14 protein-coding genes are annotated in these 13,431 nt (G+C 71.7%); 9 read left to right on the forward strand and 5 right to left on the reverse strand.

Features of this window, described 5'->3' with window-relative positions:
* Positions 1 to 10: 10 nt before the first annotated feature.
* The gene (locus tag V5E28_RS11060) at positions 11 to 1,156 is read left to right on the forward strand and encodes an amidohydrolase family protein (RefSeq protein ID WP_336206483.1); all 1,146 of its coding nucleotides are present in this window, start codon (positions 11 to 13) and stop codon (positions 1,154 to 1,156) included.
* Between the two features lie 167 nt (positions 1,157 to 1,323).
* Positions 1,324 to 2,034, forward strand: a complete 711-nt coding sequence (gene thyX, locus V5E28_RS11065; protein ID WP_336206485.1) for an FAD-dependent thymidylate synthase — start codon at positions 1,324 to 1,326, stop codon at positions 2,032 to 2,034.
* Between the two features lie 7 nt (positions 2,035 to 2,041).
* Here thyX and V5E28_RS11070 read toward each other — a convergent pair whose 3' ends face one another.
* Together V5E28_RS11070 and V5E28_RS11075 are read right to left on the reverse strand one after the other, a co-directional pair.
* Positions 2,042 to 2,350, reverse strand: a complete 309-nt coding sequence (locus V5E28_RS11070) for a hypothetical protein (protein ID WP_336206487.1) — start codon at positions 2,348 to 2,350, stop codon at positions 2,042 to 2,044.
* 2 nt (positions 2,351 to 2,352) lie between these two features.
* Complete coding sequence (locus tag V5E28_RS11075; protein WP_336206489.1) at positions 2,353 to 3,432, reverse strand: WD40/YVTN/BNR-like repeat-containing protein; 1,080 nt, start codon at positions 3,430 to 3,432, stop codon at positions 2,353 to 2,355.
* 133 nt (positions 3,433 to 3,565) lie between these two features.
* Here V5E28_RS11075 and V5E28_RS11080 point away from each other — a divergent pair, with 133 nt between their 5' ends.
* Positions 3,566 to 4,357 (forward strand): helix-turn-helix domain-containing protein, encoded by a 792-nt coding sequence (locus V5E28_RS11080; RefSeq protein ID WP_336206491.1) that lies wholly within the window; start codon positions 3,566 to 3,568, stop codon positions 4,355 to 4,357.
* Here V5E28_RS11080 and V5E28_RS11085 read toward each other — a convergent pair whose 3' ends face one another.
* Positions 4,358 to 5,425, reverse strand: coding sequence for a globin domain-containing protein (locus V5E28_RS11085; protein ID WP_336206493.1), 1,068 nt, complete (start codon positions 5,423 to 5,425; stop codon positions 4,358 to 4,360).
* Between the two features lie 544 nt (positions 5,426 to 5,969).
* On the opposite strand from V5E28_RS11085, the gene V5E28_RS11090 reads away from it, so the two are divergent.
* Genes V5E28_RS11090 through V5E28_RS11100 form a run of 3 tightly spaced genes read left to right on the forward strand, consistent with a single transcriptional unit; the run spans position 5,970 to position 8,356 of the window.
* On the forward strand, positions 5,970 to 6,656 hold the full coding sequence (locus tag V5E28_RS11090) for a gamma-glutamyl-gamma-aminobutyrate hydrolase family protein (RefSeq protein ID WP_336206494.1): 687 nt from the start codon (positions 5,970 to 5,972) through the stop codon (positions 6,654 to 6,656).
* A 9-nt stretch (positions 6,657 to 6,665) separates the two neighbouring features.
* On the forward strand, positions 6,666 to 7,580 hold the full coding sequence (locus tag V5E28_RS11095) for an alpha/beta hydrolase (RefSeq protein WP_336206496.1): 915 nt from the start codon (positions 6,666 to 6,668) through the stop codon (positions 7,578 to 7,580).
* Entirely contained in the window at positions 7,577 to 8,356 is a 780-nt protein-coding gene (locus tag V5E28_RS11100) for an enoyl-CoA hydratase/isomerase family protein (protein WP_336206498.1), read from the forward strand. Before V5E28_RS11095 ends, V5E28_RS11100 begins: the two co-directional genes overlap by 4 nt.
* Before the next feature lie 357 nt (positions 8,357 to 8,713).
* Here V5E28_RS11100 and V5E28_RS11105 read toward each other — a convergent pair whose 3' ends face one another.
* The gene (locus V5E28_RS11105; protein ID WP_336206500.1) at positions 8,714 to 9,895 is read right to left on the reverse strand and encodes an acyl-CoA dehydrogenase family protein; all 1,182 of its coding nucleotides are present in this window, start codon (positions 9,893 to 9,895) and stop codon (positions 8,714 to 8,716) included.
* Positions 9,895 to 10,512 (reverse strand): class I SAM-dependent methyltransferase, encoded by a 618-nt coding sequence (locus V5E28_RS11110; RefSeq protein WP_336206501.1) that lies wholly within the window; start codon positions 10,510 to 10,512, stop codon positions 9,895 to 9,897. The genes V5E28_RS11105 and V5E28_RS11110 overlap by 1 nt, the downstream gene beginning before the upstream one ends.
* Before the next feature lie 129 nt (positions 10,513 to 10,641).
* On the opposite strand from V5E28_RS11110, the gene V5E28_RS11115 reads away from it, so the two are divergent.
* From V5E28_RS11115 to V5E28_RS11125, 3 genes are all read left to right on the forward strand, one after another.
* Positions 10,642 to 12,243: a sensor histidine kinase gene (locus V5E28_RS11115; RefSeq protein ID WP_336206504.1), complete on the forward strand. Its 1,602-nt coding sequence runs from the start codon at positions 10,642 to 10,644 to the stop codon at positions 12,241 to 12,243.
* A complete protein-coding gene (locus V5E28_RS11120; protein ID WP_336206506.1) occupies positions 12,240 to 12,938 on the forward strand; it encodes a response regulator transcription factor in 699 nt (232 codons plus the stop codon). Before V5E28_RS11115 ends, V5E28_RS11120 begins: the two co-directional genes overlap by 4 nt.
* Before the next feature lie 63 nt (positions 12,939 to 13,001).
* Positions 13,002 to 13,427: a hypothetical protein gene (locus tag V5E28_RS11125; RefSeq protein ID WP_336206508.1), complete on the forward strand. Its 426-nt coding sequence runs from the start codon at positions 13,002 to 13,004 to the stop codon at positions 13,425 to 13,427.
* Positions 13,428 to 13,431: the final 4 nt, after the last annotated feature.

Here is a 13,431-nt window from a genome sequence, read left to right on the forward strand (position 1 = left end):
AGTCTGCCGCATGCTCCCCGTAGACCTGCCCGACACGGTGCGTGAGGCCCTGCTCGCCCCGCTCGTCGACCACGCCTGCCACGGGGTGCGCCGCGACGAGCTGTCCAGAGCGCAGTTCGAGCTGCTCATCAACGAGGGCGCGAGCCCCGCCCCGCCCGGCACCACCCACTTCGACACCCCGATCGGCGCCGGCATCCGCCGCTGGTGCGCGCCGGTGCTCGACCTGGAGCCGCACGCGGCCCCCGCCGTCTACCTGAGCCGCCGGGCCGAGCTGGGCGCGGCCGAGGCCAACCGGCGCCTGCTGCAGGCCTCCGGCGTGGTGGCGTTCCTGGTGGACACCGGGGTGGAGAGCGTCGATCTGCTGTCGGCGGCCGAGATGGGGCGCGGCGGGTCGGCGGCGGCGGACGAGATCGTCAGGGTCGAGCAGATCGAGCACGACGTGGCCGAGATGGCGCAGGTCGCCGTCGACTACATGGACAGCCTCACCGAGGAGCTCGCCGCCCGGGCCGCCAGGGCCGTCGGGCTCAAGACGGTCGCCGCCGCCCGGCTCGGCCTCGACTTCGACCCGTCCAGGCCGAGCCGCGGCTCGGTCCTCGCGGCGGCCAACCGGAGGCTGTCCGATCCCAAGCAGCGGCTGAACGAGCCCGTCCTGCTCCGCCACCTGCTCTGGGCGGCGGTCGACGTGGCCAGGGAGCGGGGCCTGCCGTTGCAGGTCCACACCGGGTTCGGCGACTGCGAGGCCGACCTGCATCGCGCGGACCCGGCCCGGCTCACCGGGTTCGTCCGGGCGCTCCAGCCGACCGGCGTGCCGGTGATCCTGCTCAACTGCTACCCGTTCCAGCGCCAGGCCGCCTACCTCGCCCATGCCTTCCCGCACGTCCACGTCGACGCCGGGCCCGCGTTCGCGCACACCGCGGCCGGTTCGGCGCGGATCCTGGAGGAGCTGCTGGAGCTGGCCCCGTTCCACAAGCTGCTGTTCGGCTCCGGCTGCCGGGGCGTGGCCGAGACCTGCTTCCTCGGCGCGCTCTACTTCCGGCAGGCCCTCGGCGGGGTGCTGAAGGCGCGCATCGACGAGAGGGAGTGGAGCGCCGCGGACGCGGCCAGGATCGCGCACATGATCGGCTCCGGCAATGCTCGCCGGGTATATCGGCTTTAGGGCCGTATTTCATGACTAAGGCGTGCGAGCCGTCCGGCTCGGCACCGCGGCCGGCACGGATCTCCCGCCGCTGATCGTCGTCTCCGGTACGCCTGCCGTGCCCGCGACCCGGGCGCGGCAGGCGTACGATGGCGGGCGGCCTGTTCGCAGAGGGAGGGGATCTACGCGTGCGTTTTCTGGACGATGTGACAGTGGAGCTGGTGAAACACAGTGCCTCGGACACCGATGTGCTGTGGGCGGCCCGCGTCTCCACGGCGGGTGAGCAGTCCCTGGAGGAGCTGGAGAAGGACCCGCAGCGTTCCAAGGGGCTGATCAACTTTCTGATGCGCGACCGGCACGGCAGCCCGTTCGAGCACAACTCCATGACGTTCTTCGTCAGCGCGCCGATCTTCGTCTTCCGCGAGTTCCAGCGCCACCGGGTGGGCTGGTCCTACAACGAGGAGAGCGGCCGCTACCGGGAGCTCCAGTCGGCCTTCTACGTGCCGGGCAAGGAGCGCAAGCTGGTGCAGGAGGGCAAGCCGGGCCACTACGTGTTCACCCCGGGCACCCCCGAGCAGCACAAGCTCGTCAACGAGGCGATGGAGGGCTCCTACCGCCAGTCCTACGCGGCTTACCAGGAGATGCTGGAGGCGGGCGTCGCCCGCGAGGTCGCGCGCGCCGTGCTGCCGCTGGGGCTGTTCTCCACGATGTACGCGACCTGCAACGCCCGCTCGCTCATGCACTTCCTGTCGCTGCGCACCCAGCACGAGCAGGCCAGGGTGCCCTCGTTCCCGCAGCGCGAGATCGAGATGGTGGCCGAGCGGATGGAGGCCGTCTGGGCCGAGCTCATGCCGCTCACCCACGCCGCCTTCGTCGCCAACGGCAGGGTGGCACCCTAGCCGCTGGTCAGGCGAGCGCGGGCAGCACGTAGACCTCGGCGCCCGGCGGCATCGCACAGTCGAGGCCGCCGAGGCCCCGGGAGTTCTCGCCGCACACGATCATGCTGATGTGCCGGCGGATGCGCCCGTACTCGTCGCGGATGCGCTCCTCCAGCAGCGGGTGGGTGCGGCGCAGCATGTCCAGGGCCGAGCCCAGGGTGGGCGGGGAGTCGCGGTCGGCGCCGATCGCGAACACCTTCACCTCGGTGCGCCCGCTGACCCACTGGCGCAGCGAGTTGGGCAGCACGAACACCACCATCATCACCGATTTCGCCATGGTCACAGCTCCGCCGCGCGCACGGTGAGCACGTCGGGCAGGTGCCTGGCCACCTGGGACCAGCTCTCGCCGTCGTCGCGCGAGCCGTAGACCTCGCCGTCGCGGGTGCCGAAGAACACCCCCGCCGTGGAGGCGGTCATCGCGTCGCGGAGCACGCTCGCGTACACCGGCTCCTCGGGCAGGCCCCGCTCCAGCGGGCGCCAGGTGTCGCCGGCGTCGTCGCTGCGGTAGACGCGGCAGCGGTGGCCGACCGGGGTGCGGTCCATGTCGGCATGCAGGGGCAGCACGTAGACGGTGTCGGTCTGGGCGGGGTGGACCACGATCGGGAAGCCGAAGTCCGACGGCAGCGACGAGCCGATGTCCTGCCAGGAGCCGCCGAAGTCGTCACTGCGGTAGACGCCGAAGTGGTGCTGCAGGAACAGCCGCTCGGGCCTGGCCGGGTGCATGACCACCTTGTGCACGCACTGGCCGAACTCCGGATACTGCTGCCCTTCGGGCATGAACGGCGCGCGGATGCCCTGGTTGGCCGCCTCCCAGGACAGGCCGCCGTCGCCGGTGCGGTAGAAGCCGCCCGTCGACACGGCCACGCCCATGATCCGGGGGTCGGACGGGTGGTTGACGATCGTGTGCAGGCAGAGCCCGCCGCCGCCCGGCTGCCACTGCGGCCGGTGCGGGTGCTCCCACAGCGCTTCGACCAGTTCGTAGGTGATGCCGCCGTCCTCCGACCGGAACAGCGCGCCGGGCTCCACCCCCGCCCACACCACCTGCGGCTCCGACGGCGAGGGGGCGAGCTGCCAGACCCTGGTGAGGGTCGCCCCTGTCTTCTCGGGGAAGGCGATGGGCGCCTTGCCGGCCTCCTGCCAGGACTTGCCGAGGTCGTCGGAGTACATCACCGAGGGGCCGAAGTGGCCGTACTCGATGCCCGCCAGGAGGCGGGGGGTGGCGCCGCGGGTGTCGATCGCCACCGAGTGCACCGCGACCGTGGAGAACTGGATCGGCTCGACCTCGAACCGGCCCCTCCCGGAGGAACGGGCGAGGAACAGGCCCTTGCGGGTGCCGATCGCGAGCATTGCGTCACTCATAGCATCGCTCCGATGTTCGCTTCCGGCCATCGTGCCACGCGGGTGTCCGCGCTGCCGAGGACTGGGCGATTCGCCACACGATTACTCGCCAGGTAATCGTCGGGCTTCCCGCCTATGGATAGCGTTACCGGATATGGGAGCACTTGCCGTACAAGAAGAGTCTTTTGGTGATTTGTTGCGATCTTGGCGTCAACGGCGCCGCGTGAGCCAGCTCGACCTGGCGATCGAGGCGGACGTGTCGTCGCGGCACATCAGCTTCCTGGAGACCGGGCGCGCCCGGCCGAGCCGCGAGATGGTGATGCGGCTGGCCGAGGAGCTGGAGGTGCCGCTGCGGCACCGCAACAGGCTGCTGGTGGCCGCCGGGTTCGCGCCGGTGTTCCCGGAGCGCGCGGTGCGCGCTCCGGAGATGGAGGTGGTCCGCCAGGCGCTGGACAAGATCCTGGCCGGGCACGAACCGTACCCGGCGCTGGTCGTGGACGCCGGCTGGAATCTGGTGGCGGCCAACTCGGCGGCCGCGCTGTTCATGGACGGCGTGCCGGCGGAGCTGCTGAAGGAGCCGGTCAACGCGATGCGCCTGTCGCTGCACCCCGACGCGATGGGCGGCAGGCTGGTGAACCTCGCCGAGGTGCGGGCCCACCTGCTGCACCGGCTGCGCAGGCAGGCGGAGATCTCGGGCGACGGGCGGCTGGCCGAGCTGCACGACGAGCTGGCCGCCTACACCTATCCGGGCGTGGACCTGAACGTGGCGCACGTGCCCGGGCCCGGCGACATCCTGGTACCGCTGCGGATCAGGCACGGTGACACGATCCTGTCGATGTTCACCACGATCGCCACGTTCGGCACGCCCGTCGACGTGACGGTCTCCGAGCTGGCCATCGAGACGTTCTGGCCCAACGACGCGGAGACCGCCGCAGCCTTCAGGTGATCATCGCTCGGAGTGCACGATGTCGCGGTGGATGCGCGACAGCGGCACGCCGTCGATCTGCAGGCGGCGGACCGTCTCGTTGACCATGGCGGACGGCCCGCACACGAACACCTCGTGCTCGGCCCAGGAGTGGAAGCGCTGCGTCACCTCCGGCAGGTGGCCGCGCATGCCGTCGTAGGCGGGCTCGTCCGACACCACCGGCAGCACCCGCAGCCAGGGGAAGGCCGACTCCATCCGGATGAGGTCGGGCAGGTCGTAGAGCTCTGCCGAGGTGCGCGCGCCGTACAGCAGGTGGATGTTGGGCCTGCGGCCGGAGTCGATGACCTGCTCGATGATCGCCTTCAGCGGCGCGAGGCCGGTGCCGCCGGCCACGCAGAGCATGTCGCGGGCGCTGCGCTCCGGCGCCGCCATCGTGCCCATCGGCGGCCCGAGCATGACCGTGTCGCCGATGCGGGTGTCCCTGATCAGGGTGGTGGAGACCCACCCGCCGGGAACCGAGCGCACGTGCAGCCTGATCGAGTTGTCGGCGCGGGGCGCGTTCGCGATGGAGAACGTCCGCCACACGCGCGGCCAGCGCGCGGTCTGCACGTTGACGTACTGGCCGGCCGTGTAGGGCAGCCGCTGCGTGGGGTGCAGCGTGATGACCGCGATCTCGTTGTGCCGGCGCTCGTGGTCGACGACGTCGGCCAGCCACCACGCGGGCGAGACTCCCGCGTCCGCCTCGGCCGATTCGATCATGAGGTTGGCCGCGGCCGTGTAGGCCGACACCCACGCGGCCTCGATCTCGCTGGTCCAGATGTCGGCGGCGAAGCGCCGGACGGTGGCCAGCAGGGCGGTGCCGATCGCGGTGTAGTGCTCGGCGATCACGCCGTATTTGCGATGATCCCTCCCCAAGTGGCCGAGAAACGACGCCATGCTGTCCGGACTGTCCAGGCTCCAGACGATGCGGGTCAGCGCACCGAAGAGCCGGTCCCGCTGCACGTCCATGGCCGGCGGGAACATCCCGCGCAGATGCGGGTTCTCCGCGAACAGTCGGCCGTAGAAGTAGGCGGCCGCCTTGTCGGCCACCGGCTCGATGATGGAGAAACTCTCCTTAACCAGGCGCGGATTCAACGACATATACCCAACCCGTCCTATTGCCCGGAAACGAATTCCGGTCGTGTCGTCCCACCTCCCTGACGGTTCCGGGTAGCGAGCGTCCGGCGGGCCCCGGCACGTCCGGCCGCTCGAAATCAAGTGTTACACCACCTCCGGGACCCCACAACCGATTCGCCCCAATGAGGTGCGAACCTGAACTATCCGTAACGACACCGTTATTATTTGCATTCAGCGGGGACGAGTTTCGGCCAGATAATGTGAAAAAGAATTGTATTCGTATTCTTCTGTGGAAATAGGCGTTACCGGCCGCCTCGCGCGAGCCCGGCCCGCCCCGGCCGGGCTTCCGGGAGGCCTCCGGGGGCGGTTGCGGGGCTCCGGAGGGGCGGGGGGAGAAAGATCTCCGGGAGAAGCGACATAACCGAAATGGTGTGCGTCATGATGGGCGTGTGGCTGCCCCACCGGCGCCGGCACGGACCCCGCCCTGCCGCCTGGAGAACGCTCCCCTGGAGAACGCATGTCCCGACCGCTGATAGGCATCACCGCCTACTTCGAAGCCGCTCGCTGGGATGTCTGGGTGCGGGAGGCCGTGCTGTCCCCGCCGGCCTACGCCAAGGCGGTCGAGCGGGCGGGCGGCGCCCCCGTGGTGCTGCCGCCGCTCAGCCCGCACGCGATCGACGACTACGTGCGCGGGCTGCGCGCGGTGGTGCTGACCGGCGGAGTCGAGGTCGGCGCCGCCGCCTACGGCGACGAGCAGGACGAGCGGGTGCCCGGGGCCCAGCCGCAGCGCGACCGGTTCGAGCTGGCGCTGGCCAGGGCGGCGGTGCGGGCCGAGGTGCCCATCCTGGCCATCGCCCGCGGCATGCACGTGCTGAACGTCGCCCAGGGCGGCACGCTCATCCCCTGGCTGCCCGAGATGCTGGAGAGCGAGCGCCACGGCGAGCCCGGCGGCACCCACCGCATCCAGGTGAGCGTGTCCAGCAAGCTCGGCAAGGCGGTCGGCGACCACGTCGAGGCGGTGGCCCCGCACACCCAGTCGGTGCGCCGCCTGGGCAGCGGCCTGCTGGCGGTGGCCTGGGCCGAGGACCAGATCGTCGAGGGCATCGAGCTGCAGGGACACCGCTTCGCCGTGGGCGTTCAGTGGCACCCCGAGCGCGGAGACGACAACGGGCTGTTCGATGCGCTCGTGGAAGCGGCCCGCTAGGCTGCGATCATGCCGCTGCACCCTCAGGCGCGGGAGTACGTCGCCCTCTACCCCTCGGACCTGAACACCGACCTGGCCACGCTGGACCTGGAAGGGATCCAGCGGATGCGCGCGCAGGACGGTTTCGCGGCGCAGCGCGGCCCACTCCCGCAGCTGCCCTCCGTCCGCGACGAGACCGCCGAGGGCGTGCCCGTGCGCATCTACCGCGCCGACCGAGGCGACGAGCCGCGGCCCGTCGTCGTCTACCTCCACGGCGGAGGCTGGGTGTTCGGCAGCGTCAAGCGCAACGACGCGCTCGGCCGCGACCTCGCCATCCGCACCGGGGCGATCGTCGTCTCGGTCGACTACCGCCTGGCCCCCGAGCACCCCTTCCCGGCCGCCGCCGACGACGCCTGGACGGTGCTGCGCGACATCTTCGCCCGCCCCGCCTTCTACCAGAGCAACGGCACCCTGGCCCTGGTCGGCGACAGTGCGGGCGGCAACCTCGCCGCCGTGGCCGCCTGGCAGGCGCGCGACGCCGGCCTGCGCCTGGCCCACCAGGTGCTCGTCTACCCCGTGCTGGACGCCAGGATGGACACCCCCAGCTACACCGAGTTCGCCAAGGGCTTCGGCCTGGACGCCGAGGAGATGAGCTGGTACGTCCAGCACTACTCCGCCGGCGCCGACCTCGACGACCCGCGGCTCTCCCCGTCGCGCCTGCCGTCCGCCGCCGGCCTGCCACCGGCCACGGTGGTGACCGCCGGCTGCGACGTGCTGCGCGACGAGGGCGAGCGCTACGGCAAGCGCCTGGCCGAGGCGGGCGTGCCCGTCGAGGTGCGCAGGTTCGACGGGGCGGTGCACGGCTTCTTCGGCCTGCCGAGGCTGTTCGACCAGGCGATCGAGGCCCGCGCGTACGTGGCCGACCGGCTGAGGGAGTTCCTGTGACCTACGAGCGGCTCAAGACCGACGTCCCCGCCGAGGGCGTGCTCCGGATCACCATCAGCGAGCCCCGCAGGCTCAACGCCGTCGACATGACCGGCCACCGCGAACTGGCCGAGATCTGGCGCGACGTGGACCGCGACGACTCCGTCAGAGCCGTCGTGATCAGAGGCGAGGGCGAGGCGTTCTCCGCCGGCGGCGACCTGTCGATGATCGAGGAGATGACCCGCGACCACGCCACCAGGCTGCGCGTCTTCGCCGAGGCCCGCGACATCGTCTACAACGTCCTCAACTGCGCCAAGCCCGTCGTCTCGGCCATCCAGGGACCCGCCGTCGGCGCCGGCCTGGCCGTCGCGCTGCTGGCCGACATCTCCGTCGCCGGCCGCACCGCCCGCATCATCGACGGCCACACCCGGCTCGGCGTCGCCGCCGGCGACCACGCCGCCATCATCTGGCCGCTGCTGTGCGGGCTGGCCAAGGCCAAATACCACCTGCTGCTGTGCGAGCCGGTCACCGGGGAGCAGGCCGAGCGGATGGGCCTGGTCAGCCTCTGCGTCGACGACGACCAGGTGCACGACAAGGCCATGGAGATCGCCGTGCGGCTCGCGTCCGGCTCGCAGGAGGCGATCAGGCTGACCAAATACTCGCTCAACAACTGGCTGCGGACGGCGGGCCCGGCCTTCGACGCCTCGCTGGCGATGGAGTTCCTCGGCTTCACCGGCCCCGACGTCGCCGAGGGCGTGCGCGCGCTGCGCGAGAAGCGGCCTCCGTCCTTCTCCTGAACGTCCTTCTCCTGAACGTCCCTGTCCTGAACGTCCCTGTCCTGAACGTCCCTGTCCTGAACGTCCTCTTCCTGAGCCGTGGTTTCACCCCCGTGACTGGGGTAGGCGCAGTGCCATGGAGGACGAGGAAGTGGCTGGTCGCCAAGGGCGTCACGCGCACACAGCGGGCCTGTCCGCCGAGGTCGAGAACGCTGCCCCGGGGGACGAAGCAGCGGCCCGACGGCGCCCGGCCAGCCACCCGGACGCAGAGGAGGTCGTTCACCCCGCCACGCGGAGGTAGACAGGCCGAGGTCGCGCAACCGGCCGAGGCGCAGGACGGTCCGGCGACGACGAGCGGCGGGCGTGCAGGGGTGACGGTCAGAAACTGCGGGGCAGGCCGAGCACCTGGGTCGCGAGGTAGTTGAGCAGAAGCTCCTCGGTCACAGGTGCCACCTTCCCGATCCGGGCGTCGGTGAGCAGCCTGGCGACGGGGTACTCCAGGGAGTACGCCATGCCGCCGTGCGTCTGGAACGCCGCGTCGGCCGCCTCCCAGGCCGCCTGCGAGGCCGTCAGCTTGGCGATGTTGGCCTCGGTGCCGCACGGCAGGCGCCGGTCGAACGACCACGCCGCCTTGTAGATCATCAGCCGGGCCAGCTCGATCTTCGCCTTGACCTGGGCCAGCGGAAACGCGATGGCCTGGTTGGCGCCGATCGGGCGGCCGAACACCTCGCGCTCCTTGGCGTACTCGACGGCGACCCGGAGCGCCACCTCCGCCCCGCCCAGCGCGGAGGCCGCCAGCAGGATCCGTTCGGGGTTGAGGATGTCCCACAGCACGGCCGCGCCCTGGTCGACCTGCCCCACCACGCTGGTGGCGGGCACCCGCAACTCGTCGGCGAACACCATGTTGGACGGCGTGGTGTTGGCGCCCAGCTTCGGGATCGGCCGGTAGGACAGCTGCCCGGCCGCGACCGCCTCCGGCACGTTGACCAGGAAGACCGTCAGCCCGTTGGTGCGCGGCTTGGCGTCGGCCGCCGGGATCGTCCGGGTGACCAGGAGCATCCAGGTGGCCCGCTGCACGCCGGTGATCCAGATCTTCTGCCCGTTGATCACGTAGTCGTCGCCGTCGCGGCGGGCCGACGTGGTGATCGCCAGCGAGTTGGATCCCGCGTCGGGCTCGGTCAGCGCGAAGCACGTCTCCAGCTCGCCGGTGGCGAGCCTCGGCAGCAGCGCCGCCTGCTGCTCCCCGGTGCCGTGCCTGGCCAGGGTGAGCGCGCCGAACCCGGGCGTGAGCACGTACGTGAAAGCCGAACCGCCGGCGGCGCCCGAGGCGGCGATCGTCTCGGTCGCCACGGCGAGTTCCAGCAGGCCCTGCCCACCGCCGCCGAACTCCTCCGGCACGGCCAGGCCGAGCCAGCCGCCCTTGGCGAGCTCCGCCCAGACCTCCTCGGGCCAGCGCTTGTCGCTCTCGCAGCGCTGCCAGTAGTCCAGGTCGTAGCCGGCGCAGATGTCGCCGATGCCGCGGCGCACCGCGAGGGCGCTCTCGGGGAGGGAGAAGTCCATCACGCCATCGTAGAAGGAAGTTCTGTTACCGGTCGAGGGCGGCGGGCGTGGAAGACGAACGCCGGAGGCGCGTTGCGCCACACCGTCCGCCCGGCCACCACCTCCTCGAACCGCTCCGCCAGCAGCGCGCGGAAGCGGCGGGCCCTGGCCAGCGGGATCGCGTGGATGTAGGAGAACGTGGTGAACGCACCGGCCGGATTCATCGCCGAGGTCACCGCGGCCAGCAGCCCGCGCTGCAGGCCGTCGGGGAACGCAGCCCACGGCAGCCCGCTGACCACCACGTCAGCCTGGCGCAGCCCCCGATCCGCGAGCAGCTTGGCGAGCTCGGCGGCGTCGCCATGCACCACGTCGACCTTGGGGAAGCGCTCGGCGAGCACCGCCGCCATCGGCCCGTTGAGCTCCACCGCCAGGTGATGGCCGCGGCCGGCCAGCCTGCGCTGGATCTCCTCGGTGAACGGGCCCGTCCCCGGCCCCAGCTCGACAATGGTCGGCTCGCCGCGCTCGGGCAGCGGCGCGCAGACCGCCGCGGCCAGGCGCTGGGAGCTGGGGGCGATGGCGCCGATGCTGGCCGGGGCCCGGAGGAACTGGCCGAGGAACAGTGCGCTGTCGTTGGACATACATCTGAAGGTACGGCGGAAGATCGCATGCTGCGTCCATCAAGGGGACGGAGATCTGGCCACTAGGAGGAGAGGGCATCCTCCGCCGGGAGGACTGTCCGAGCGTCCGGCCTGGATACCTTTGACCCCATGAGTTGGCGTTGGCGCGGTGTCCCCTTCGACCTGCTCCTCGCCGCAGCCGGCGTCAGCCTGGACCTGCTGATGTCCGGCCAGGCGCGGACAGGAGAGCTGCCGCCGCAGTATACGGTCGTGCCGCTGGCCCTCCTGGTAGGCGCGCCCATGGGCTTCGTGCGGCGCTGGCCGCTGCCGACGGCACTGTGGCTGTCGGCCGCCCTCGTCTTCACCGACCAGATCGAGGCGTTCAGCTCCAACACCGCGCAGATGCTGCTGCTCGTGGCCGTCGGCGTCACCGCCTACAGCGCGGGCTGGCGGGCCGTCGCCGCCGCCATGACGGCGAGCGGGATCGCCACCGCGATCAACCTGGCCGATCCCGGCGTGGCCTTCACCGCGAACGCGTGGATGTACTCCGCCGGCCTCGCCCTGTTCCCCGGGATCGTCGGCGGCTACCTGCGCGGCTCGGTGGGCGAGCTGGAGCGCCGCGACGTCACCCCCGACGTGCTCCTGGCGGCGGGCGGCGTCGCGCAGACCGTGCTCAGCACCTGGACGAGCTGGCACTCCGGCGCCCAGCCCGCCTGGGTCACCGGGCTGCTCGTCGTCATGGCCGGGCTGTCGCTCGGCGTCGCCAGGCGGCTGCCCGGGCTGGTCTTCCTGTTCCAGGCCATCCTGCTGGTGGCCGCCGACGGCTACCTGCCCGAGGTGGTCAACACCTGCCTGGTCCTGACCCTCATCGCCCTCGGCGTGTTCGCGATGCGGGTGGCCTCCTGGATCTGGACGTCGATCGCCTACCTCGCCACCTGCCTGCTCGCGGCGATCGCGGTCGTCGGGCCGGACACCGAGGTCACCGCGTTCCGTGCCGCCGTGCTGTGCGCCCTGGTGATCACGCCGATCGCGATCGGCCGCTACCTCGGCGTCAAGCAGGCCGCCGCCGCCGCCGAACGGCTGCGGATACGCGAGTCGACCCGGCTCACCGTCGCCCAGGTCCGCGCCGACCAGCTCGCCGAGCGCGAGCGCATCGCCCGCGACGTGCACGACATCGTCGCCCACCACGTCGGAGCCATGGTGCTGCGGGCCAGCGCCGCCCGCTACACCGCGCCGGACGGCCCGGTCGCCGACGCGCTGACCGACATCCGCGAGACCGGCCACCAGGTGCTGGAGGACCTGCGCGGGCTGATCGACCTGCTGCGCGACCCCGAACGCCAGCCCGGCCTGCTCGCCGACCCCGCCGACGTGGTCCGCGAGTCCGCCGAGCGGATGGCGGCCGCCGGACTCGTAGTGGACTTGACCCTCGACCCCGACACCGCCCACGCCTCGCTCATCGCCCGCACCTCCGCGGCGCGCATCGTCCAGGAAGGCCTCACGAACGTGCTCAAACACGCAGGACCAGGTACGAAGGTCCGCGTCTGCGTCTACTCCGACGGCGACGGGCTGGCCGTCGAGATCCGCAACGGCCGCCCGCCCACCACCATCGAGCGCCTGCCCTCCTCGGGCCGCGGCCTGGCGGGCATGCGCGAACGGGTCAGAGCGCTCGGCGGCACCCTCACCGCCGGCCCCGATGAGGACGGCGGCTGGCTTCTGGCCGCCAACCTGCCCGCGGTCCGGGGCACCGCATGATCCGCGTGCTCATCGCCGACGACCAGGTCCTCGTCAGGGCCGGGGTGCGCATGCTGCTCCAGGCCAACGACGACATGGAGGTGGTCGGCGAGGCCGACGACGGCGCCGAGGCGGTTCGGCTGGCCGAGCGGCACCTGCCCGACGTCATCCTGATGGACCTGCGGATGCCCAGAGTCGACGGCCTGGAGGCCATCCGGCGCGTGCTCGCGGCCCGGCCGGGCACCCGGATCGTGGTGCTGACCACGTTCGCCGAGGACTCCAACGTGTACGCGGCCCTGCGCGCCGGCGCCGTCGGCTTCCTGGTCAAGGACGACGAGCCGGAGCGCATGGTCGACGCCGTGCGCAGGGCCCACGCCGGGGAGCAGCTCCTGGCGCCCTCCGTGCTGCGCCGCGTCGTCGAGCGCTTCCTCGACGCCGAGGAGCAGGCCGCGGTGCCGGCCCCCCGCGGCCTCACCGAGCGCGAGGTGGAGGTGCTCGCGCTGGTCGGCACCGGCCTGTCCAACGCGGAGATCGCCGAGAGGCTGCACGTCGGCGTCACCACCGTCAAGACCCACATCGCGGCCGCCATGGACAAGCTCGGCCTGCGCAACCGCATCCAGGCCGCGGTGGTCGCGCACCGCACCGGCCTGGTCGACGCCTCCTTCCGCCCGGTGCGTCCGCCGCGGGGCGGATCGGCGAATAGCCCGGCAGACTGACGACCCCGGGCGGGTCCGGCGACGATCCTTGCCGTCTGCATCGCACGACGGAAGGACCACGCCATGCACTACACCGCCCCGCAGGCCGCCCAGCCCGAGACCGCCCCGGCCAGAGCGGTCCCCGCGGGCCTGCTCTACACCCTGCGCGTCGTCATCGTCGCCCAGGCGGTCGCCCTCGTGGTGGCCGCCTCGTTCGCCGGCCAGTCGGTCGCCACCGACGGCGCGATGGGCGAGGCGCACGTGATGGCCGGGATGCTCGTCCACCTCGTCGCGCTGGTGCAGATCGTCTGCGCCGTCCTCGTCTGGCGGCCCGGGCGCGGCGCCGGCTGGCCGGCCCTGGTCAGCCTCGGCCTCTTCGTCGTCGGGATGGCGCAGCACTTCACCTGGGAACTGCTCAGCGCCCACCTGCCCAACGGCGTCATCCTGTTCGGGCTCATCGTCGCGATGCTGGTCTGGGCGTGGTCGCCGGGAGCCGCCCGCCGCCGCTAATGTC

The organism is Nonomuraea sp. LPB2021202275-12-8, from assembly GCF_037044575.1.
Taxonomy (GTDB): Bacteria; Actinomycetota; Actinomycetes; order Streptosporangiales; family Streptosporangiaceae; genus Nonomuraea.